The 21,109-nt window shown below is 69.0% G+C and carries 24 protein-coding genes; 10 read left to right on the top strand and 14 right to left on the bottom strand.

The genetic code is table 11. The features are described 5' to 3' along the window. The first annotated feature begins 10 nt into the window (after positions 1-10). Complete coding sequence (locus tag D571_RS0102275; protein WP_018935058.1) at positions 11-1,327, top strand: hypothetical protein; 1,317 nt, start codon at positions 11-13, stop codon at positions 1,325-1,327. A 34-nt stretch (positions 1,328-1,361) separates the two neighbouring features. Here the strand turns inward: D571_RS0102275 and D571_RS0102270 are convergent, their stop codons facing one another. Genes D571_RS0102270 through purM form a run of 4 tightly spaced genes read right to left on the bottom strand, consistent with a single transcriptional unit; the run spans position 1,362 to position 5,314 of the window. Then, a complete protein-coding gene (locus D571_RS0102270) occupies positions 1,362-2,768 on the bottom strand; it encodes an NAD(P)/FAD-dependent oxidoreductase (RefSeq protein WP_018935057.1) in 1,407 nt (468 codons plus the stop codon). Positions 2,769-2,776: 8 nt separating this feature from the next. Then, entirely contained in the window at positions 2,777-3,592 is an 816-nt protein-coding gene (locus D571_RS0102265; RefSeq protein ID WP_018935056.1) for a DUF3108 domain-containing protein, read from the bottom strand. Then, a complete protein-coding gene (gene purN / locus D571_RS0102260; RefSeq protein ID WP_018935055.1) occupies positions 3,570-4,256 on the bottom strand; it encodes a phosphoribosylglycinamide formyltransferase in 687 nt (228 codons plus the stop codon). Before purN ends, D571_RS0102265 begins: the two co-directional genes overlap by 23 nt. After that, the gene (gene purM, locus D571_RS0102255; RefSeq protein ID WP_018935054.1) at positions 4,253-5,314 is read right to left on the bottom strand and encodes a phosphoribosylformylglycinamidine cyclo-ligase; all 1,062 of its coding nucleotides are present in this window, start codon (positions 5,312-5,314) and stop codon (positions 4,253-4,255) included. The genes purN and purM overlap by 4 nt, the downstream gene beginning before the upstream one ends. A 176-nt stretch (positions 5,315-5,490) precedes the next feature. Here purM and D571_RS0102250 point away from each other — a divergent pair, with 176 nt between their 5' ends. The 3 genes from D571_RS0102250 to hda are packed head-to-tail and all read left to right on the top strand — an operon-like array spanning position 5,491 to position 8,426. Beyond that, the gene (locus tag D571_RS0102250) at positions 5,491-6,525 is read left to right on the top strand and encodes a DUF2066 domain-containing protein (protein WP_026287516.1); all 1,035 of its coding nucleotides are present in this window, start codon (positions 5,491-5,493) and stop codon (positions 6,523-6,525) included. A gap of 12 nt (positions 6,526-6,537) precedes the next feature. Further along, positions 6,538-7,704, top strand: coding sequence for an AI-2E family transporter (locus D571_RS0102245; protein WP_083916859.1), 1,167 nt, complete (start codon positions 6,538-6,540; stop codon positions 7,702-7,704). Continuing rightward, positions 7,701-8,426 carry a DnaA regulatory inactivator Hda gene (gene hda / locus D571_RS0102240; protein ID WP_018935051.1) on the top strand — a complete coding sequence of 242 codons (726 nt, stop codon included), beginning with the start codon at positions 7,701-7,703 and terminating at the stop codon, positions 8,424-8,426. Before D571_RS0102245 ends, hda begins: the two co-directional genes overlap by 4 nt. Here hda and D571_RS0102235 read toward each other — a convergent pair. The 3 genes from D571_RS0102235 to arsC are packed head-to-tail and all read right to left on the bottom strand — an operon-like array spanning position 8,396 to position 9,749. Further along, on the bottom strand, positions 8,396-8,779 hold the full coding sequence (locus D571_RS0102235) for a DUF2069 domain-containing protein (protein ID WP_018935050.1): 384 nt from the start codon (positions 8,777-8,779) through the stop codon (positions 8,396-8,398). The two genes, hda and D571_RS0102235, sit on opposite strands and share 31 nt — an antisense overlap. Further along, complete coding sequence (gene wrbA / locus D571_RS0102230) at positions 8,776-9,390, bottom strand: NAD(P)H:quinone oxidoreductase (RefSeq protein WP_018935049.1); 615 nt, start codon at positions 9,388-9,390, stop codon at positions 8,776-8,778. Before wrbA ends, D571_RS0102235 begins: the two co-directional genes overlap by 4 nt. After that, positions 9,387-9,749: an arsenate reductase (glutaredoxin) gene (gene arsC, locus D571_RS0102225; RefSeq protein ID WP_018935048.1), complete on the bottom strand. Its 363-nt coding sequence runs from the start codon at positions 9,747-9,749 to the stop codon at positions 9,387-9,389. The genes wrbA and arsC overlap by 4 nt, the downstream gene beginning before the upstream one ends. A gap of 26 nt (positions 9,750-9,775) precedes the next feature. Between arsC and D571_RS0102220 the strand changes: the two genes are divergently transcribed. The 4 genes from D571_RS0102220 to D571_RS0102205 all read left to right on the top strand — a co-directional run bounded on the left by D571_RS0102220 (position 9,776) and on the right by D571_RS0102205 (position 11,823). Then, positions 9,776-10,066: an acylphosphatase gene (locus D571_RS0102220; protein WP_018935047.1), complete on the top strand. Its 291-nt coding sequence runs from the start codon at positions 9,776-9,778 to the stop codon at positions 10,064-10,066. Positions 10,067-10,138: 72 nt separating this feature from the next. Beyond that, positions 10,139-10,765, top strand: a complete 627-nt coding sequence (locus D571_RS0102215; RefSeq protein ID WP_018935046.1) for a TetR/AcrR family transcriptional regulator — start codon at positions 10,139-10,141, stop codon at positions 10,763-10,765. A gap of 2 nt (positions 10,766-10,767) precedes the next feature. After that, complete coding sequence (locus tag D571_RS0102210; protein ID WP_026287515.1) at positions 10,768-11,274, top strand: DsrE family protein; 507 nt, start codon at positions 10,768-10,770, stop codon at positions 11,272-11,274. Between the two features lie 42 nt (positions 11,275-11,316). After that, complete coding sequence (locus tag D571_RS0102205) at positions 11,317-11,823, top strand: DsrE family protein (protein WP_026287514.1); 507 nt, start codon at positions 11,317-11,319, stop codon at positions 11,821-11,823. 97 nt (positions 11,824-11,920) lie between these two features. Here the strand turns inward: D571_RS0102205 and D571_RS0102200 are convergent, their stop codons facing one another. Genes D571_RS0102200 through D571_RS0102190 form a run of 3 tightly spaced genes read right to left on the bottom strand, consistent with a single transcriptional unit; the run spans position 11,921 to position 13,984 of the window. Beyond that, the gene (locus tag D571_RS0102200; protein WP_018935043.1) at positions 11,921-12,688 is read right to left on the bottom strand and encodes an ABC transporter permease; all 768 of its coding nucleotides are present in this window, start codon (positions 12,686-12,688) and stop codon (positions 11,921-11,923) included. Next, positions 12,685-13,665 carry a daunorubicin resistance protein DrrA family ABC transporter ATP-binding protein gene (locus D571_RS0102195; protein WP_018935042.1) on the bottom strand — a complete coding sequence of 327 codons (981 nt, stop codon included), beginning with the start codon at positions 13,663-13,665 and terminating at the stop codon, positions 12,685-12,687. Before D571_RS0102195 ends, D571_RS0102200 begins: the two co-directional genes overlap by 4 nt. Before the next feature lie 22 nt (positions 13,666-13,687). Further along, positions 13,688-13,984: a DUF3817 domain-containing protein gene (locus tag D571_RS0102190; RefSeq protein WP_018935041.1), complete on the bottom strand. Its 297-nt coding sequence runs from the start codon at positions 13,982-13,984 to the stop codon at positions 13,688-13,690. 269 nt (positions 13,985-14,253) lie between these two features. On the opposite strand from D571_RS0102190, the gene D571_RS0102185 reads away from it, so the two are divergent. Beyond that, positions 14,254-14,640 carry a cupin domain-containing protein gene (locus D571_RS0102185; protein WP_018935040.1) on the top strand — a complete coding sequence of 129 codons (387 nt, stop codon included), beginning with the start codon at positions 14,254-14,256 and terminating at the stop codon, positions 14,638-14,640. 142 nt (positions 14,641-14,782) lie between these two features. On the opposite strand, the gene D571_RS0102180 is transcribed toward D571_RS0102185, so the two are convergent. The 4 genes from D571_RS0102180 to D571_RS0102165 all read right to left on the bottom strand — a co-directional run bounded on the left by D571_RS0102180 (position 14,783) and on the right by D571_RS0102165 (position 20,816). Continuing rightward, positions 14,783-15,652 carry a universal stress protein gene (locus D571_RS0102180; RefSeq protein WP_018935039.1) on the bottom strand — a complete coding sequence of 290 codons (870 nt, stop codon included), beginning with the start codon at positions 15,650-15,652 and terminating at the stop codon, positions 14,783-14,785. Next, positions 15,645-18,083: a Lon protease family protein gene (locus D571_RS0102175; RefSeq protein ID WP_018935038.1), complete on the bottom strand. Its 2,439-nt coding sequence runs from the start codon at positions 18,081-18,083 to the stop codon at positions 15,645-15,647. The genes D571_RS0102180 and D571_RS0102175 overlap by 8 nt, the downstream gene beginning before the upstream one ends. Positions 18,084-18,185: 102 nt before the next feature. Then, on the bottom strand, positions 18,186-19,628 hold the full coding sequence (gene pyk, locus D571_RS0102170; protein ID WP_018935037.1) for a pyruvate kinase: 1,443 nt from the start codon (positions 19,626-19,628) through the stop codon (positions 18,186-18,188). Between the two features lie 267 nt (positions 19,629-19,895). Then, positions 19,896-20,816 (bottom strand): PEP-CTERM sorting domain-containing protein, encoded by a 921-nt coding sequence (locus D571_RS0102165; RefSeq protein ID WP_018935036.1) that lies wholly within the window; start codon positions 20,814-20,816, stop codon positions 19,896-19,898. A gap of 102 nt (positions 20,817-20,918) precedes the next feature. Here D571_RS0102165 and D571_RS0102160 point away from each other — a divergent pair. Next, positions 20,919-21,109 (top strand): transposase (locus tag D571_RS0102160; RefSeq protein ID WP_018935035.1); only part of this gene is annotated, 191 nt, incomplete at its 3' end.

The raw sequence follows: 21,109 nt of genomic DNA, 5'->3' as shown, positions 1-21,109 counted from the left end.
ATTCGGCCTGATGGTGGGGGGCGCGATGGCCGGACCGCCGCAGGACATGGGCGAGGCCGCCACCGATTTCGTGGAAGCGGAAGGCTACCAGCGCTTCGCGAGCGAGGAGGTCCCGGAGCTGCTGCGCGAGCGTCTGCCGCCCGAGCAGCGCGAATCGGCCCGGCCGTTCGAACGGGCCGGTCCGTGGACCGTACCCATCCTGTTGCTGGAGGGCCACGAGGGCCTAGCGGAACCCGCGCGCTACCGGATGCAGGCCGGCTTCGAGTGGATGGAGGGCAGTCCGCCCGGACGGATGCAGGACGTCCATTTCGTGCAGATCGACCGCTTTGAACCCCCGTACGAGAACACCAACGACGGTGACGCCGGCGGGGCCCGGGAAGGGGTCTCCTGGCGCATGGTGATGAGTCCGATCCAGGGGTTCCCGGGTCACGTGGTCGCGGCCTCGCGCCGGAGCCTGGATGCATCGGCCATCGAACAGGCCCGCTGCCTCGAGCAGGCCTGTACCGACCCCGAACCGCTGGGCGACCGGGTCACCGACTGGCGTGACAACGGCGAGGAACTGTGGGATTTCGTCCCGCCATCGCTGCCCTCAACGCCGGAGGGCACCCCGGCCCCGGCGGCCCTGCTGGGGTCCCTGCTGGATACCCGGCCGGGACAGCTGGAGGCCCGCGAGAGCGTCGGCTTCGCCGAACCTTTCGCCGAGGCGGTGGTGGAGGTCGGGCTGGAGGAGCCGGGCGGCGTGGAGGTCCTGCTGCGCGACGGCGACCTGATGGACCACGAGCTGGAGGCGATCTGGCAGCGCCTGAGTGTCGGGCCGGACGCGCAGGTCCGCACCGCCTGGGCGGTGGACCGGCGTCCGCCGCCGCCGTGGCTGGACGAAGATGACGCCCCGGATGCCACTCCGGGCGACGCCGGGAAGGACGCCGGGAAGGACGCCGGGAAGGACGCACGGGATGCCGAGTACGGCAAGGGCGGCCAGCCCGCCGGTGTGCTGCAGGGATCGTGGCGTGCGGCGCTGGTCGAGGGTGACGTGCCGCTGGCGTATTTCAGCGTGTTCCACGGCCGTGGCGAGACCCGCGCGCAGGGCGATTTCCTGATGGGCAATGCCCGCGGGCCCGGGCTGGACGGCGCCAGCGGTGATCTGGATGCGGTGGAGCTTGCCGCAGACGGGGACCGCGTGGAACTGGTGTGGAACCCGACCCCGGACCAGCAGGAGAGCTATCACCTGGAGCTCGAACGCCTGAATGCGGACACCTGGGAGGGCCGCTTCCATGCGGCACGCTATCCGCACGAACATGCGGTGCGGATGACACGGCGCGGGGATTGAGACAGACGGCCGGGGACGGGCGCCGGCCGGCGGGTCACAGGTCGAAGATCTCGGCCTTCAGGCCCCACTTGGAGGCCAGGGTCTCGGTGGCGTTTAGGAATTCCTCGGAGCGGGCCGGGTGGTTCCACTGGCCCTTCGCGATCCAGTTGAGCGCGGTTTCGCGATCGGGGGCCAGCGACAGGACGTGGATCAGCTCGCCGGCGTCACCGCCGATCACCTCGCCGCCCAGCAGGCCGCCGGTGTCCATGTCGCCGATCAGGCGGACGAAGCCCTCGGGCTCGTCCTGCCCAAGGGCGCGTGGCGAGGTCTCGAACGCGGCGAAGCCGACCGCGGGTTCCAGTTCTTCGTCCTCGGCATCGTCCTCGTCCATGCCCAGACGCGCCATCTCCACCGCCGAATAGATGGCGATCGGGACGTAGCGCTCGTCCTGCTCGCGGGTGTTGCCGGTCTGGATGTTCTCCACCGCGATGGTGGCATCGGCCAGCGCGTGGTTGGCGGTCTGCCATTCGCTGGCGACGTCGCCGATGGCATAGATGTGGTCGACATCGGTCTGCAGGGTGGCGCGCCGCTGCACGAAACCGCGCGCGTCCGTCTGCACCCCGACGCCTTCCAGGTTCAGGTCCGCGGTATGCGGCGTGCGGCCGGTACCCAGCAGGACCCAGTCGACCTCGTGGCGCCCGCCGTCCTGATCGGTGATGACGACGCCGTCATCGGTGGTTTCCACACTCTCGTAGCCCTTCACCCGGATCGGCTCGACGCCGTTCTCGCCCAGCTTGTCCTTCAGCGTCGACAGGGCCTGCGGGCTGAACTTCTGGCCGTTCAGGGGCTTCGAGCGGGTCAGCCAGGTCACTTCCTTGCCAAGCATGGAGAAGATGAAGGCGAATTCGGTGGCCACCACGCCGGAGCCGATGATCGCCACCCGGCGGCCCTGCGGCGGGCGCTCGTCGAACAGCATGTCGGTGGTCAGCACCCGGCCGGGGACGGCCTCGAACGGTGCGGGCACGGTGGCGGTGGCGCCGGTGGCGATGATGGTGTGCTTCGCTTCCAGGGTCTCGCTGCCGTCGGCGCTGGTGACCTCCAGGGTGGTGGCGTCGCGAAAGCGGGCGGTGCCCTCGCGGTACTGGATCTTCAGGTGCTTCATGTACTCCAGGTAGGAATCGCGCACCGTGGTCACGACCTCCTTCTGGTGGTCCCAGGCCGGGTCCATCTCCGCGCTCAGCGAGCCCCGGATGCCGCGGCCTTCGAAATGGCGCTGGGCGGCGACGGTGCGCGCGGTGTGGTACCAGTCCTTCTTGGGCACGCAGCCGCGGTTGAGGCAGCAGCCGCCCCAGGTGTCCTTCTCGATGATGACGACGGAGAGTCCGCGCAGGGCGCCGAGGACGGCGGCGCGATAACCGCCGGGGCCGCTGCCGATGATGGCCAGGTCGAAGGTTTCGCTCATGGATGTGCTCACGGATTGGGGTCTTCGGTCAGGTCGATGATGGGTTCGTGCCATTCCAGCGCGGTCAGTTCGAGTTCGAACACGCGCCCGCCGGCCTCGTAGTCGAAGCGCACCGGGAGATGGCTGAGGGCGGGGGCGAACCAGGCGGCGAGCTCGACATCACTGCCGTCGCTGCGACGCACCAGCCGCACGGTCTCCAGCGAACCGATACCGGAGTCCACGGTTTCCTCGCCGTCGCGGCGGAATTCGTATTCGCGCAGGCGGTCGCGCTCCAGGGTCCGGATGGTGGTGGTATCGCCGGTCGCCTCCAGTTCGCCATCCTCCAGCTGCTGCATGATCGCGTACAGTGAACCGAGAAAATCAAGGGTGTCCTTCGGTACCTCCGCGTCGAAACGTTCACCGTTGATGTGGCCGATTGCCATCTGTTCCTCATGGTCCAGCCGGGTCTCGACCTCGCGTTCGTCGCGCGGGGTTACCTGGTGGGAACGCGAGGAGACCAGATGCAGGCCGCTGCTGTTGGTGTTCAGCAGCGACTCGCGGCTCAGCTCGAAGCGCCCCAGCACCCGCAGCAGACCGGTGACATGCGCATCCATCGCCATGCGCGAGCGCACGTCCTCGTGGTTCAGGCTCATGGATGCCTTCAGTGTGCTGCCCATGGCCCTGGCTTCAAAGCTGGCCGTGAAGGCCGGGATCCGGGAGCTGTCGTCGGAGGCCAGGGTGGCCGCGGGTGCGGCCAGCAGCATGGCCAGGGCGAATACGCAGGCGGTCAGGATCGGCGCCGCGGAAAACCGGCGGGAAGGATCAGGTCGCTTCACCTGGGGCATCGGGGGTCACCTCGTGATCGAGCTGCAGGGGCGCCTCCAGCGGGGCGCCGTCATACTGGAGCGTGGGTTCCGACCACTGAATCCGGCCTGAACACACCAGCCCGGCCGCCGCGGGGTAGAGCCGGTGTTCGGCCTGCTGAACGCGCGCGGCCAGCGAGGACTCGGTGTCTTCGGCCCGCACCGGCACCCGCGCCTGCATGATAACCGGACCACCGTCCAGTTCCGGCGTGACGAAGTGCACGCTGGCGCCGTGTTCGCGCTCGCCATCGGCCAGCGCGCGTGCATGGGTGTCCAGGCCGCGGTATTTCGGCAGCAGCGACGGATGGATGTTCAGCAGACGGCCGGTGAACTGCTCGACGAATCCCGGGGTCAGGATGCGCATGAAGCCGGCCAGCAGGACCAGATCCGGCTCGAACGCCTCGATGGCCTCGGCCAGCGCCGCATCGAACGGCTCGCGCCCGGCGTAGGTGCGGTGGTCGAGGACCCGTTCCGGGATCCCGTGGTCCCGCGCGAACTCGAGTCCGCCGGCATCGGGGCGGTTGCTGATCACGCCGACCACGCGGGCGTTGATCTCGCCGCGTTCACAGGCCTCGATCAGGGCCCGGAGGTTGCTGCCGCGCCCGGAGATCAGCACGACCAGTCGCTGAGGGCGGGGCTGGCTCATCGGGCGGTATAGACGACGCCGGGTTCGTGTTCCGCGCACTCGGCAACCACGCCGATCGGCCAGGCCGGGACGTCGGCGGCGGCCAGTTCCGAAGACACCGCTTCCACGCTCGCCTCCGGCAGGATCAGCGTCATGCCGATCCCGCAGTTGAAGGTCAGCAGCATCTCCTCGTCGGCGATGCCGCCCTGCTGCTGCAGCCAGCGGAACACCGCCGGCCACTGCCAGGCATTCGTGTCGATGCGCGCGTGCAGGGTCTCCGAGAGCAGCACGCGCGGCAGGTTCTCGGTCAGGCCGCCGCCGGTGATGTGGGCCGCCGCGTGCACCGGATGGTTTTCCATGACTTCCAGCAGCGGCCGGGCATAGATGCGCGTCGGCGCCATCAGGGCCGAGCCCAGGGTCTCGCCGTCGCCGCCCGGCAGCGGGGCGTCGAGGTCCGCCTGGGCGTGTTCCAGTACACGCCGGATCAGCGAATAGCCGTTGGAATGCGGGCCGCTGGAGGCCAGCCCCAGGATCACGTCGCCCGCGGCCACCTGACTGCCATCCAGCAGCTGATCCTTCTCCGCGATGCCGACCGCGAAGCCGGCGACGTCGTAGTCCTCGCCCTGGTACATGCCGGGCATCTCGGCGGTCTCGCCGCCGATCAGTGCGCAGCCGGCCTGTTCGCAGCCCTCGGCGATGCCGGTGATCACGTCCCCGGCGATGTCGATGTCGAGGTGGCCGGTGGCGTAATAGTCGAGGAAGAACAACGGCTCGGCGCGCTGCACGATGATGTCGTTCACGCACATCGCCACCAGGTCGATGCCGATCGAGTCGTGACGGTCGGTCTGCTGGGCAAGGCGCAGCTTGGTGCCGACCCCGTCGGTGCCGGATACCAGCACCGGGCGGCGGTAGCGATCCACGGGCAGTTCGAACAGCGCGCCGAAGCCGCCGAGGCCCGCCAGGACCTCGGGGCGCAGGGTGCGCTGCGCGTGCGGCTTGATGCGTTCGACGAGTTCTGCTCCGGCGGCGATGTCGACGCCGGCCTCGCGATAGGTCAGACCGGAAGAGCTTTCGGACATGGGCGATGTTCCCGAGCAGGAGGGCCGTCTGGCGGGGGCGGGGCTTCCCCATATGGCCCCGGCCCGAAACCGGGCATGTTAGCCGTCCGTGCCGGGGTGTGCAAAGCGCCGTAACGCGGCGCTATGCTATCTTGAGCGCCGTGTCTTTCTCTGCGTCCTTTCCCGCAATGATCCCCATGCCCCGTCTCTCGCGTTCGCCGTTCCTGGTCTGCCTGCTGGTGTCACTGGTCGGCCTGCTGCCGCTGTCCGGTGCGGCCGCATCGGTGGCGGTGGAAAGCGATGAGGAGGAGCGCGAGGCGGCGCTGGCCGATGGCCTGCATGCCGCGCTGGTGCGGCTGGCCGGGCTGGATTCCGACGCGGTGCGCGGGCTTGCCGACGAGCTGCTGGAGGCCGCGGATGAAGAGGGCCTGCCGGCGGCGCTGGAGCGCCAGCGGGCGCGCGAGGACGGCGGCTACCGGCTGGAATTCGACCGCGAATCACTGCGTCGGTCGCTGCGTGATGGCGCGGTGCCGGTACTCGTGGGGTCGCGCCCGTCCCTGCTGGTGTGGGCGGTGGAGGAATCCGCCGGCCGGCGCGATCTGCTGGGCACCGCCGGGGAGGATACCGGGGTGCTGGCGGGGCTGGAGGCGCTGGCCGGCGAGCGGGATATACCGCTGCTGTTCCCGCTGGGGGACCTGGAAGACCGCCGCGAGGCGCGCGTCAGCGACATCGTCGGCCGCGTGACCGAACCGCTGTTCGAGGCCGCCCGGCGCTACGGCCCGGACGGCCTGATCCTGCTGCATCTGCGCAGCGCGGGCGGCGAGACCCGCGCGCGGTCCCTGCTGGTGCATCGCGACCGGGAGTACCGTGCCGAGGCGACTGCCGAAGACGCCCCGGACGCTGCCCGCCGGGCCACGGCCGACGCGCTCGACCGGATGGGTGCGCAGCTGGCCCGCGTGCCGGACGAGCCGGACTGGGTGACAGTGGGCTTCACCGGGGTGTCGGGCTTTGATGACTTCCGGGCGCTGCGCGCCGAACTGGGGGCGATGGAGGCCATTGAACGCGTGCAGCTGGATACGCTCAGCGGCGCTGCCCTGACCCTGCGGGTGCTGACCGGGCTGGATGCCGAAGGGCTCGGCGATGTGCTGGCGGATGCCGGCTACGCCGAGGACGAGCGGGCCGAAGAAGGAGAAGACCTCCCGGAAGCCGCGCTGTGGCTGGACATGCGCTAGGGGCGGGTTGCGATGAGCGCCGAGGGAACGACGCTGCCCGGCAGTCCGGGCCCGAGTCCGGGTCGAGGGAATGCATCCGCCGCCACCGTGGCCGCCCTGCTGGGACTGCTGGTGGTGGCCGGGGCGCTTTATCTGCTGGCCCCGATCCTGATGCCCTTCCTGGTCGCGCTGCTGGTGGGGTATCTGTTCAACCCGCTGGTGACCCGCCTGGGGCTGCGTCTGCAGACCTCGCGCACGGTGGCGACGCTGGTGATCTTCCTGCTGGTGATGCTGCTGCTGGCGACCATCGTGCTGGTCCTGATCCCGCTGGTGGCGGCCCAGCTGGAGCGGCTGTTCCTGTTCCTGCCGGAGGTCATGGCCTGGTTCGACCGCCAGGCGCGGCCGTGGCTGGAGGCGCGCTTCGGGGATGACCTGCCGGCGCTGGATCCGGGCGCGCTGCAGGACCTGGTGGCGCGTCACTGGCAGGAGGCCGGGGGCCTCGCCGGCGGGGCGCTTCACTGGATCGGCAGTTCCACCACCGCGCTGGTGATGGGCGTGCTCAACCTGGTGCTGATCCCGGTGGTGAGCTTCTATCTGCTGCGCGACTGGCCGCGTCTGATCGATGGTCTGCATGACCTGCTGCCGCTGGCCTGGCGCCCGTCGGTGGAGACCTTTGCGCGCGAATCCGACGAGGTGCTGGGCGCGTTCCTGCGCGGGCAGCTGCTGGTGATGAGCGCACTGGGGCTGTTCTACGCCATCACCCTGTCACTGGCCGGGGTGGAGCTGGGGCTGGCCATCGGGGTGATCGCGGGCGTGGTGAGCTTCATCCCGTACGTGGGCGTGATCGTCGGCATCACCCTGGCCAGTGCGGCGGTGCTGTTCGCCGGCGACGGCTGGATCCTGCTGCTGGTGGTCTGGGCGATCTTCGCGGTGGCGCAGATCCTCGAATCGGTGTGGCTGACGCCGTGGCTGGTGGGGGACCGGACCGGCCTGCACCCGGTCGCGGTAATCTTCGCGGTGCTGGCGGGCGGGCAGCTGTTCGGCTTCGTGGGCGTGCTGCTGGCGTTGCCGGTCACGGCGGTGCTGGCGGTCGCCGTGCGCCATGCGCTGGCGCACTATCGCGCGCTCAACCAGCCGCGCCCCGGGCACGACGGGGCCGATGAAGATCAGCGCGAGCATGACGCAGGGGCCGGGCCATGAGCCGCGAACTCGCCCAGCTGCCGCTGGACCTGCGTCTGCGTGACGCCTCGCGCCTGGCGGAATACCACGCAGCCGGGAATCGCCTGGCGCGCGACACCGTGGAGGCGCTGGGACACGACAGTGGCCTGACCCAGCCGCAGGTCTACCTGCACGGGCCGGGCGCGACCGGCAAGACCCATCTGCTGCAGGCGGCCTGTCATGTCGCGCACGAGCGCGGGGAGCGCGCCGCCTACCTGCCCCTGTCCGAACTGGCCGCGGCGCCGCCCGTGGCGGTGCTGGACGGCCTCGAGCGCGCGGGGCTGGTGGCGCTGGACGATCTCGCGGCGGTGGTGGGGGTGCCGGCCTGGGACGAGGCGCTGTTCGGTCTGCTGAACCGCCTGCGCGACGCCGGCTGCCGGGTGCTGATGGCGGCCCCGGAACCGCCCGATGCGATGGGGGCGACGCTGCCGGATCTGACCTCGCGCCTGGCCTGGGGCCCGGTGTTCCGGCTGGAGCCGCCGCAGGAGGACGATCTGCGGCGCATCCTGGTGGAACGCGCCCGCCGCCGCGGGCTGGAGATGCCGGACGCGGTGGCCAGCTATGTGCTGCGCCATCATCGGCGGGACGTGGCCGGGCTGCTGGCGCTGCTGGAACGCCTCGATCTGGCGGCGCTGGCCGAGCAGCGCCGCCTGACCATCCCCTTCGTACGCGATCAGCTGGGCCGGTCGCCGGTCGCCGACTGAGCGGCGCGGGCACGCCGCGCGTCCAGCTTCACGAACATCAGGCAGCCGGTGAACCAGGCGAGGCTGAAGAACGTGACCAGTCCGCCATACAGGCGCTCATCGGCGTTCGCTGCCAGGGTGATACCCAGGGTGATATAGGCCAGCGCCAGCAGGCTGGCCCAGGCATGGGTGTAGCGCCGCGCATGCAGGATCCCGCGCAGCGGGAACAGCAGCGGCACCAGCAGGATCGCCAGCGCGAGGGCGCGCGGCAGGGCCTCGGGTGGCTGCAGCCACCCGGTGAACGCCAGCAGCGTGGCGAACAGGCCGAACCAGCCGATCAGGGCCATCCAGCGGAACAGGGCGACGCCGTTCATGCGTCTTCGGCCCCGGACCTCAGCCGCTGCGCCAGCCGCCCGACGCGCTCGCCCAGCGCGCTGGCGATGCGCTGCTCCTCGCGCGAGACCGGCGCCTCCCCGCGTTCGCCCGCCACGTGGCTGGCGCCGTAGGGTGTGCCGCCGGTGGTAGTCGTGGAGAGTTCCGGCACGGTGTACGGCACGCCGGCCCACAGCATGCCCTGATGGATCAGCGGCAGGGCCATGGTCAGCAGGGTGGTTTCCTGACCGCCGTGCTGGGTGGCGGTGCTGGTGAACACGCCGAACGGGCGGTCCACCAGGCCGCCGCTGGCCCACAGCCCGCTGGTGCCGTCGAGGAAGTGCTTCAGCGGCGCGGCCATGTTGCCGAAGCGGGTCGGCGAGCCCAGCACCAGCCCGGCGCATTCTTCCAGATCGCGGGTCTCGGCCCACGGCGGGCCGCTGTCGGGCACCGCCGGGGTGTCGCCCGGGGTGCCGGTGGTCACCGGCGGGACCGTGCGCACCCGGGCGGTGGCCCCGGACTGCTCCACGCCGGTGGCCACGTGGCGCGCCAGTTCGGCGGTGGCCCCGTAGCGGCTGTAGTACAGCACCAGGACTTCCACGGCGCCGCTCACGGGAGGATCTCCAGGATCTGTTCGGGCGGCCGGCCGATGCGTGCGGCGTCGCCGTGGATCAGGATCGGGCGTTCGATCAGTTTCGGGTGTTCGACCATGGTCCGGATCAGCGCCTCGTCGTCCAGCTCGGCGTCCTTCAGGCCCAGTTCGCGGTATTCGGCCTCGCCGGTGCGCAGGACATCCCGCGGGCCCAGGCCCAGGCGGGCGAGGATTGCACGCAGGGTGTCGGCATCCGGCGGGGTCTTCAGGTATTCCACGATCTCCGGCTCGATGTCGCGTTCACGCAGCAGGGCCAGCGCGGCGCGGGACTTGCTGCAGCGCGGGTTGTGGTACAGCGTAGGGCGTGGCGATTCGGACATGCACGGACTCCGGAGGTGAAGGATTCATGACTGAGGCCAATGATAACCGGGCCCGCCGCTGGCGTGTCAGCGGCCGGGTGCAGGGCGTGTTCTTCCGCGCCTCGACGCAGAAACAGGCGCGCCCGCTGGGCCTGACCGGCCATGCCCGCAATCTCCCCGACGGCAGCGTGGAGGTGCTGGCGGTGGGCTCGCCCGAGGCCCTCGACCGGCTCGGCGCATGGCTGCAGGAGGGCCCGCGCCAGGCCCGGGTGGATGACCTGCAGGCCGAGGACGTCGCGGTCCCGCAGCCGCCGCCGGAGCGCTTTACCACTGGCTGAGCCGGGGCGGGTCTTTCCCCCGGTGCATTGCGGGTGTAGATTAGAACGAACGTTCGTTTTAGTGAGGCCTCGATGACCGCCAGTCCCGGAAAGGCCGTACGCGGGGAGACCCTGCGCAAGCTGGTGCTGGACACCGCCCTGGAGCGCTTCAGCGCCGACGGCTATTTCAATACTTCCATTCACGACATCCGTCGCCAGGCCGGGGTGTCGATCGGTTCGATCTATCACCACTTCGGCAACAAGGAGGCCCTGGCCAAGGCGTTGTATGACGACCTGCTGCAGCGCATGGACGCCGGACTGCAGCAGGTGATGGAAGAGGGTCAGGACTGCCGCGCGCGCTGCGACGGGATCATCGCCTTTCTGTTCGACGCCACCGCACAGTCCCCGCAGACCATGCGCTTCGTGCTGGAGTCCCGTCACCGGGAGTTCCTGCCGGATGAACCGCCGGTGTGTTCGTCGCAGCCGTTCCAGCGCATGCGCGAATGCATCGAGCAGGGGATGGCGGCCGGCGAGGTGCGGCCGATGGAGGTGCCGGTGGCGGCCACCGTGGCCTTCGGCGGTGCCATCCGCCTGCTGCACCTGTACCTCGACGGCGTGCTGGACCGGCCCCTGTCCGACTTTTTGCCCGACATGCAGGAGGCGGCATGGCGGGCGATTGCGATGGATCCGCCTCGCAACACCACCCGGGAGAACGCATGATGATGAAAAGAATGGCCGTACTGCCTTTGCTGCTGTCGCTGGCCGCCTGGCCGGCGCTGACCGTGTCCGCCGACGAAGCCGGCGCCGAACCCACCGACGCGAAGGCGCTGGAGGGCGTCGAGACCGGGCGCGTGGTGTTCGATCTCAACAACAGCGACCCCGAGGGGCTGGCGCTGTACCTGATGGTGATCCGCGAGACCCACGAGGACTTCACCGACCAGGGCGTGGAGCCGGACATCATCCTGACCTTCCGCGGCCACGCGGTGACCATGGTCAGCGAGGACCGCGAACGGTTCGAACTGACCGAGTTCGACCATCTGGATGCGGTCGAAGAACACCTCGAAGCGCTGCGCGAGAAGGGCGTGCGGATGGAGGCCTGTTCGGTGGCCACGCGCCTGTTCGACGTGGATCACGGCGAGCTGCTTCCCGGCATCGAGCCGGTGCGCAACACCTTCGTGTCGCTGACCGGGTATCAGGCGCAGGGCTACGCGGTGATCCCGATCTACTGAGACCGGTAGCGGAAGCCGGAAAACCACCAGGAGGAGAAATCGATGAAAAAAACCATAATGAGCATCTTTTTCGCATGCGTCCTGCCGCTTGGCCTGGCCGTGCCCGCGGTCGCCGACGACGAGGGCCTGGACAACCGCGAGGCGACCCAGGGCATCGAGACCATGCGTGCGGTCTACGATATGCGCAAATCCGATCCGGACGTGATGCTGGCGTACCTGCGCGGGATCGCCACCAACCACGAGAACCTGCTCAAGGAGGGCGTGGAGCCCGATCTGCGCATGGTGTTCATCGCCGAGGCGGTCAAGTTCATCACCACCGATCCGGAGCCGGAGGTCGACATCGACCACGCGGAGACCCTGGAGGAGATCGCGAAGGCGGTGGACCGGCTGGATGAGCTGGGCGTGCAGATGGAAGTCTGCGCCGCGGCCACGCAGGCCTATGGCGTGGACAACGACACGATCCTGGAGCCGATCAACGTCGTGCGCAGCGGATTCATCGCGGTGATGGGCTATCAGAACCAGGGCTACGCGCTGGTGCCCGTCTACTGAACCCGCACACCCCATCACACGGGGCCTTTGGGCCGTCGCATCCGTGCGGCGGCCTTTTTTTTGTGCAGACGGCTGCGGGCGTAGCGCCCGCCGGGGTTCAGCCGCGCGCCAGCCGGCGGTTGAGCACCCATACGGACAACGGCGCGAACACCGCCGCGATCCCCGCCGCCCAGGCCAGCGATGCGAGCGCCGGGGCCGCGACCGCCCCGTCGGCGTTCATCAGCCCGCGGGCGGCCTCGGTCAGGAGTGACACCGGGTTGGCCTGGACGAAGCCCTGCAGCCACTCGGGCATGGTCTCCACCGGGACAAACGCCGAGCTGACGAACGTGACCGGGAACAGCGCGGTGAAGCCGAACAGCTGCACGTGTTCCGGGTCGCGCGCGAGCACGCCGACCAGCACCATCACCCAGGAGAACGCCACCGCGAAGGTCAGCACCAGCAGCACCATGACCAGCAGATGGCCGAAGGAGGTGGCCAGACGGAAGCCCAGCAGGTAGCCCACGATCAGCAGCAGGCCGATGCACAGCACCTGCTTCACTACGTCCGCGAGGATGCGCCCGGCCAGCGGCGCCCAGCGCGGGATGGGCAGGGCGCGGAAGCGGTCGAACACCCCGCGGGTCAGGTCGGTGTTGAGGCCGTGGCCGACATACACCGTGACGAACAGCATGTTCATCACGATCACGCCCGGCAGCACGAAGGCGAGGTAGTCATCCGGTGAGCCGGCGATGGCCCCGCCGAACACGAACAGGAACAGCACCAGAAACAGGATCGGCTGGATGGAGTAATCCCCCAGCTCCCAGGGGTTGCGGCGCACCTGCACCAGGCTGCGCCAGGCCAGCGCGAGGGTCTGGTCGAGGGCGTTCATGCGGCATCCTCCCCGCTGTCCCCGGCGGCATCGGCCGGCGCGTCGCCGCTGCCGGTCTGTCCGGTGAGTGACAGGAATACGTCGTCCAGGCTGGCGCTGCGCAGGCCCAGTTCCGCGACCTCGATCCCGGCGGCATCCAGCTCGCGCAGCACCGCCGGCAGCAGCGAGGCCTCGGCCACCGGTGCGCTGAGGGTCTCGCCTTCCACATGCGGTTCGCTGCCGGTGAGCGTGGCCACCTGGCGGGCGGCCGCATCCGCCTGGTCCGCCCGCGCCAGGCGCAGGAACAGCGTACGCGTGCCGACCCGGGCCTTCAGTTCCGCGGCCGTGCCCTCGGCGATTACGCGGCCCTGATCCAGCACCACGATGGAATCGGCCAGCGCATCGGCCTCCTCGAGGTACTGGGTGGTCAGCAGCACCGTGGTGCCGGCGTCCTGCAGCCGGCGCACCCGCGCCCACAGGTCGCGGCGGGCGCGCGGGTCCAGACCGGTGGAGGGTTCGTCGAGGAACAGGATGCGCGGGCGGCCGACCAGGCTGGCGGCCAGATCCAGCCGCCGGCGCATGCCGCCGGAATAGGTCTGCACCGGGCGGTGCCCGGCCTCCCGCAGGGAGAAGTCGACCAGCAGCTCGTCGGCACGGGCCCGGGCGGCGGCGCGCTTCATTCCCAGCAGGCGGGCGATCAGGATCAGGTTCTCGCGCCCGGTCAGCTTCTCGTCCACCGAGGCGTACTGGCCGGTCAGGCCGATGATCTCGCGCACCCGCGCCGCCTGGTCGACGACATCGAGGCCGCCGACCCGCGCGCGACCGGCGGTGGGGGACAGCAGGGTCGCCAGCATGCGCACCGTGGTGGTCTTGCCGGCGCCGTTCGGGCCCAGCAGCCCGAGCACATGGCCGGCCGGAACCTGCAGGCTGACCTCGTCCACCGCGCGGGTGCCGGCGAAATCCCGGACCAGGCCTTCCACCTCGATGGTGTTGTCCACGCTTGCCTCCGTTTGCGGACGGTCAGGCGTGCTGCAGCTCGCGCGTCAGCTCGCGCCGGATCATCCAGTCCACGTACACGAACCCGAAGGGCACCACGCCCATGATCAGTACCAGCAGCCACTTCAGAACCGACCAGCCGCGCAGGTGGCTGGCCACCACCGTGGCGGCCGCATAGATCAGGAACAGGATGCCATGGATCCAGCCGACCCAGGTGACCGCCATGTGCATGTCCGCATAGGTGCGCAGCGGCATGGCGACAAACAGCAGAGTGATCAGGGAGATGCCCTCGAGCACGCTGATCGCGCGGAAGTATTTCATGGATTGCCGGAATCCCTGGTGAAACGGCCGCGCAGGGTAGCACGGGGCCCGAGTGCCGGCGCCATTGCCCGGCGCAGGGCCCCGGAACTTCCCCGGTGCCAAATCCGACAGGCTCGTTCAGTCGGCGGGACTGCACGGGCCCGGCGCCCGATGCTGGCAGCGGATTCAGGATGGCCTGGAGTTGTTCCAGTTGTGACAAGGAATCTCACGCCTACTGGGTAGGTGCCGGGTGCACCTGTTATGTCCTAACCGCTCGGAAGGAGGCAGTCATGCGCATTGCGAAATCCGAAGTACCCGAGGTATTCAGTGCACCGGGGGCGGTTGCCCGCCAGGCGCTGGAGTTTGGCGACGCGTCCGGTTACACGCAGATGACGGGGGAGTATTTCTCGCTGGATGCGGGCACCGACATCACCCCGTTGCTCCATGGTTTGAAGGAGGATCTGTGTCAGTCACCCCACTGGGGTTACATGATTCAGGGCCGCCTGATCATGACTTACCGCGACGGCAGCGAGGAGGCCGTAGCGGCCGGGGATCTCTTCTACTGGCCTCCCGGACACACCCTCCGGGTGGAGGAGGACGCCGAGATCATCCTCTTCAGTCCGCAACATGAGCACTGCGAGACCCTGAACCACCTGAAGCAGCAACTCGACAGTTAACCCCGCGGACAACACCACCACGGCACCGGGGCAGGCCGGCGATCCGTTCCTCCGCCTGCCCCGGATACGGCCGAGCCCGTCAACAGGCCGCAAGGGGTAGCCCGGAGCCGGAGTGCCGGCGTCGTTGTGCGGCGCAGACGGCCTATGGGGTAATCGTGACCGGGGGCTCGAGAGCCCCGAGCAGGGTGTCGCCCTGCGGGCCGGCCAGCAGCGGGCTCTCGCGGCCGAGCACCACTTCGGCTGCCGGCTGACGTTCCAGTGCGCGGAGCAGCTCGCGGGGAGCGCTCGAGCGCAGCGAGTGAACCCGGACCGGAGGGTCGGTGGCCGCGATCCACTCGCTCAGGCCCCGGTCCCGCTCCCGCGCGGCGTTAGGATCGTCCAGCGGGGTGAGCAGCACGGTCAGCGGGCGTCTTTGCTGGCGGGCCCGGGCGCGGGCGAAGGCGAGGGCTTCGTGCGCGGTCTCCGGGGCATCGACCACCACCAGGACCGGGCTGTCGGGACGTGTCGGCCGGGTTCCGGTGAGGTGGACCCGTCCCGGGGCTTCATGGACCAGGCGGCGCGCGGTGGAGCCCAGGCGGCTGCCGGTCGCGGCCGACCATCCGATCTTGCCCAGCACGAGGAAATCATCGGGGGTGGTCAGCGCGAGCACCTCGCGGTGCACCGATCCGCGCCGGACCTCGAGCGAGCAGCGGATCTTTGCACGCGCGGCGGCCTGTTCGGCCGCACGGCGGAGGTGGGTGGCCCGGCGCCGCAGACGGGTCTCCAGCGGCCCGGTTTCCAGCGGCCGCGGCTGCCCGGAGAGCGAACCGATCTCGCGGGTGAAGGGAAAGGCGGCGCTGCGCAGCAGATCGGCCTCCTCGACAAAGATCGCCTGCAGTTCGCCCTGCAGCGTCGAGGCCAGCGTCGCCGCGGCCTCGAGCGCGGCCTGGCTGGCACGCGAGGCGTCGAGCAGGACCAGGATGCGCCCGGCCCCCGCCGAAGGGGATGGCTGCGTGCCCGCTGGGTCAGTCATCGTCCTCGTCCAGAGAAACGGGTTCGGCGTCCTCGTGCCGGCGATGCCGCGCGAGGCGGGCGAAGGTCGCCAGCCGGTCGGCGACCGCGCGGTTGAAGCTCTCCGCCGGGAACTCGCCTTCGGCGTCCGCTTCCCCGGGGGACATCTCGGCGAGCAGGGCAACGGCGTCGTCCACCGTGCGCAGCGGGTACACGTGGAAGCGGCCGGCGGCCACGGCCTCGCGCACGTCGCGCCGCAGCATCAGGTGCTCGACGTTGCTGGCGGGGATGAGCACGCCGTGGCCGTTCATCTCGCCCGCCTCCCGACAGACATCGAAGAACCCCTCGATCTTTTCGTTGATGCCGCCGACCGCCTGGACCTCGCCGTGCTGGTTGACCGATCCGGTCACCGCCAGCGCCTGCTTCAGCGGGATCCGCGCGATGGCCGACAGCAGGGCACAGATCTCGGCGACCGAGGCGGAATCTCCCTCGATCCCGCCGTAGGACTGTTCGAAGGCGAGACTGGCCGACAGCGACAGCTCCGCATCCCCGGCGTAACGGCTGGCGAGAAAGCGTGAAAGGATCATCACGCTCTTGCTGTGGATCGGTCCCGCCAGTCTGGCCTCGCGCTCGATGTCGATGACCTGGCCCTTGCCCGGCCGCGCGGTCGCGGTGATGCGCAGCGGGCGTCCGAACAGATGGCTGCCCAGCTGCATTACGGACAGGCCATTGACCTGGGCCGTCTGCCTGCCTTCGGTGGCGATCATCACCGTGCCGCGGCGGATCTGCTCCAGGCTGCGCCGCTGCACGCGTGCCGAGCGCTCGATGCGTTCCTCGATCGCGCGTTCGATGTGGGCGGCGCCGATGGTTTCGGCCTCTGCCTGACGCGCCCAGTGGTCGGCCTCCATCAGTAGGTCGCGCAGGGTGCGGTCGTGGGCGGTGAGTTTCGTCTGGTCCCCGGCCAGACGGCTGGCGTGTTCGATGGTGCGGGCCACGGCACCGCGGTCCAGCGGGCGCAGCTTGTCGCGCCGTGCCATGCTGGCGAGCATGCGCGCGTACAGGGCGTAACCAGCCTCGTCGCGCTCGAGGTCGTCCTCGAAGTCGGCCTCGACCTTGAACAGCTCGGCGAAGTCCGGGTCGTAATGCGACAGCAGGTAGTACAGCAGGCGGTCGCCCACCAGCACCACCTTGGGCGATACCGGGACCGGTTCGGGTTCCAGACTGACCGTGCTGACCAGGCCGTAGAGCCGCTCCAGCGATTCGATGCGGATCTCGCCGGAGAACAGCACGCGCTTCAGGCTGTCCCAGGCCATCGGCTGCATCAGCACCCGCCGGGCGTCGAGGATCAGATAGCCGCCGCTGGCATGGTGCAGGGCACCGGCGCGGATCAGCGAGAAGTCGGTGTACAGCGCGCCGTTGTGCACGTGGTGTTCAATCTGGCCGGTCAGATGCTGGTGATTGGGCAGGTCCTCGTAGATCACCGGCGCCCCTTCGGTTTCCGCATGGTCCACCAGCAGATTGGCGCGGAAACGGGCCAGCAGCGCTTCCGGGGGCGCGTGATCCTGCCCGCTCTGCGCATCCTGCCCGCCGTGTTCGTCGTGGCCGCCGCGGAAGATCTCCGCGTGTTCCACCACGTGCCCGTGGATGGCGTCGAGCTGTTCCGCCACGCGCGGCAGGTGCGCCCACTTCTCCTTCAGTTCGCGGATCGGGCCGCCGAGGGTCAGCTGCACCATCTCCTCGTTCAGCGAGTGGACCTTCTCCCGCAGCTCCTTGCGCAGGCGGGGCACCTGCTGGATGGCCTGCTGCAGTTGTTTCTGCAACTCCTCGGCCTTTTGCTCGATGCGCTCGCGTTCTTCCTCCGGCAGCTTCTCGTATTCCTGCGGGTCCAGGACCTCGCCGTCACGCACGGGCGCGAAGGTGAAGCCGCTGGGGGTGCTGACCAGCTCGATGTCGTGCTTGTTGGCCTCTTCCTGGACCTCGCGGACGCCTTCGTTCTGGCGTTCGGACATCTCCTCCTGCAGTTCCCGCAGCCGCCCCTGGTATTCGTCGCTCTCGAAGGCGGCGGGGATGCTGGTGCGCATCTCCTCGACCAGATTCTCGAGATCATCGCGCAGCTGACGTCCCTCGCCGGCCGGCAGACGGATCGCGTGGGGGCGTTCCGGCCGGTCGAAGTTGAAGACATGGCACCAGTCCGGCGGGACCGCCTCGCTGGCCGCGCGGCGGGCGAGAAAGCGGCGCACCAGGTCGTGCCGGTCGCTGCCCTCGGGGCCGAGCACGAACAGGTTGAACCCCGCGCTGCGCATGCCCGCCCCGAATTCCAGCGCACGCAGCAGCCGGTCCTGGCCGCAGGGGAGTTCCAGTTCGTCCAGCTCTTCGGTGGTGTCGAACTCGAGCTGCTCCGGCGGGCAGCGATGGTAGGTCCGTTCCGCGTCCAGGGGTGTCGGTCGGGTCATGCTAGCTCTCCTTGATCCGTACCCCGGACCATAGCCGGATACCCGCCCCGGCGACAAAGACCTGCGCCCCGGGGTTGCCGGGCCGCGCTCCCGCGGCCGGGATCAGCCTTGCGTGTGGACAGGACCCAGTTCCAGCAGCTCCAGGCGGTGATTGCCCGAGGGATGTGGCTCGGACGGGCCCTGGACGAGGAGTGCCAGGCCTTCGTTGATGCCGTTCTCCGCGAGCCACTGGTGCGCAAAGTCGTTCCAGTCGCTGCGGTCCTCGGCCACGGCCTCCGGCCGGACACCGTAGGAAAACTGCAGGCCCCGAGCGGTTTCGGGGCGCGGGGTAAAGGCCGCGATCCAGCAGGGCAGGCCCAGGCCGGCGATGCGTCGGGCGGTGGCCCCGCTGAGCGTGGGCACCAGCGTGACCTGCGGTCGGCTCCGGTGCGCGGTGTGGAATACGCTGCGCGCGATCAGGTCGGCGGCGCGCTCCTGCTCGGGCAGGTCGGGTTCGTCGGGGTGGTCGGTGCCCGCGGCGGCGTCGCGTTCCGGTTCGATCGAGCGGGCGATGGCCGCCAGCATCGCCACCGATTCCACCGGATAGCGCCCCATCGCGGACTCGCCGGAGAGCATCACGCAATCGGTGCCGCCGAGGATGGCATTCGCCACGTCGGTGGCCTCGGCGCGCGTGGGCCGGCGCGAGTTCACCATCGACTCCAGCATCTGCGTGGCGGTGATCACCGGGCGGTTGTGCCGGTTGGCGCGGCGGGTGATGCGGCGCTGGGCCAGCGCGATACTCGCGATCGGGATCTCTACCCCCAGGTCTCCGCGCGCCACCATGATGCCGTCGGCCGTCTCGAGGATGCTGTCGAGCTGCTCCAGCGCATCGGCGCGCTCGATCTTCGCGATGATGAAGGGGTTGTAGCCCAGATCCTCCGCGGCCTTGCGCACCGCCAGGATGTCCTCGCCGTCGACCACGAAGCTCTGGCTGATCGCGTCCACCCCGTGCTCCGCGGAAAACCGCAGCCATGCGTGATCGTCCAGCGTGAAGGCGCGGATCCCGAGATCGATGCCCGGCAGGTTCAGCCCCTTGCGCGAACGCAGTTCCCCGCCGGTCTGCACGCGGCAGTAGACGTCGGGCCCGGCGACCGACACCACCTCCAGCTCGATGTAGCCGTCGTTCAAAAACAGCGCATCGCCCGCCTGCACCGCCTCCGGCAACCCGGAGAACGACACGCTGACCCGCGAGGCGTCCCCGATGCACTCCTGCGTGGTCAGCGTGATGCCCTCACCCGGCTCCAGCTCGATCGGCTCGTCGATCAGCTCGCCGATGCGCATCTTGGGCCCCGGCAGATCCCCGAGGATGGCCACACGGGTGCCGGTCTCCTGCGCCGCTTCGCGGATCTGCGCGATCAGGCCGGCGTGATAGGCGGGGTCGCCATGCGAGAAGTTCAGCCGGACCACGTTCAGCCCGGCCTGTATCATCCGCCGCAGCGTCTCCGGAGAATCGGACGCCGGCCCGACGGTGGCCACGATCTTGGTCTTCTGTGCGGGAAACGGCATCGCTCAGTCCCTTGCTCGATCACTGCCCCCAAGGGTAAATGGTCCGCGCCAGCCTGTCTCCGACGAGCCATCACCCGATCTCGCGTTCGCTTCTTCCAAATGCACGATACGCAGGGCGAAATGCCGGAGGGATTCGCGACCTTTACGGGCGTGATGGAGATAGGGGTGGAGAACGCGGGCGCGCGTGGCGGGAACTGTCGTGCAGGTTTTGCCGAGCAGGCCCCGAGCCGTCCAGTGGCCGCGGCCTGCTCTCATTCCTTCGATCGGTCAGTGGACGGAAGGTGACCCGCCTGCGGGGGCTGGCGAAGCAACCGGCGCACGGCGCCGATAAAACCAGCCCAGGGCCAGCAATCCCGCACCAAACAACCACATCGAGGCCGGAACCGGCACTTCGCCATTGTCGATGACAAACCGACCACTAAGGAACAACTCCTCGAAACCGTTATTCAGGTCATCCATCTCGAAATCGATGCCGAACCAGTAATTCGAACCGGTGTAAAGGCTCAGGTCCATGGTCGGCGCGAAGACGATGTAGTCCAGCCGGCCGCTACCCAGGTTGTGGTTGGCCACGTACTGCTCCCCGGAATCCCCCACCAGTTCCACTTCGCCAGAGGCGAGAGCCCAGTCGCCTGTCCCATCGTCAAAGTACCAGCTGGCTACACGCTCGCCGGTGCTGGGGTCCTCGATGTAGACCTGGGCCCTCACCAGCAGGTCGGGTTGTCCACCGGTCTGATTATGATCGAACAGGAATACCGGGATGGTGGCACCGGGGTTTACGGCATCCAGGTAATCCACCAGGTCATCGACCAGGACCGGGCCGTTATCCTGGTCGCCAATCCCCCAGCTGCCACTGAACTCGCTGGTGCTGCCACTGGGGAACGGCATTGGGTCCTCAAAATAATAGTCGCCCCCGGGTCCGATGTCCTGATTATTGGCCCCGCCAGAGCCCGTACCCACAATCAGGTCGAGGGTGCCGGTACCCTGCCCGGTATATTGATCTTGAGTGAGGTAATCCCACTGGCGTAGCAACGAGCCGGAATAGGAGTAGAAGTCGTTGAACTGAAGGGTCAAAGGAATGCCGTCGTAAGTCTCATCCACGTTCGGCAGATCGATCAACGCCGCATTGGCCACTGAACAGGCCATTCCGCCGGCCAGTAAGGCGGCAGCGCCAAAAAACCTGGTTTTCATCGGTGTTCACCTCTCGCTAAGGCGTAAGCTTCCCATCCACGAGGACCAGTGGTTATTAGAGTGCTCTGGCACAATCGAGGTCGAGCCGCCGGGAGGGGAGCCATGCGGAAGTCACGCTTCAGCGAGAACCAGATCCTGTCGATCCTGAAGGAGGCGGATGCCGGGCAGTCCGTTAAGGAGATCTGCCGCAAGCACGGGATCAGCCAGCCGACGTTCTACAACTGGAAGTCGAAGTACGGCGGCATGGCCGCCTCGGACCTCAAGCGCCTCAAGGAGCTGGAGGAGGAGAACCG

The sequence above is a fragment of the Thioalkalivibrio sp. ALJ24 genome (assembly GCF_000377785.1).
Taxonomy (GTDB): domain Bacteria; phylum Pseudomonadota; class Gammaproteobacteria; order Ectothiorhodospirales; family Ectothiorhodospiraceae; genus Thioalkalivibrio.
The sequence above is the reverse complement of the archived record's forward strand: the minus strand, read 5'-3'. Positions and strand labels throughout refer to the sequence as shown.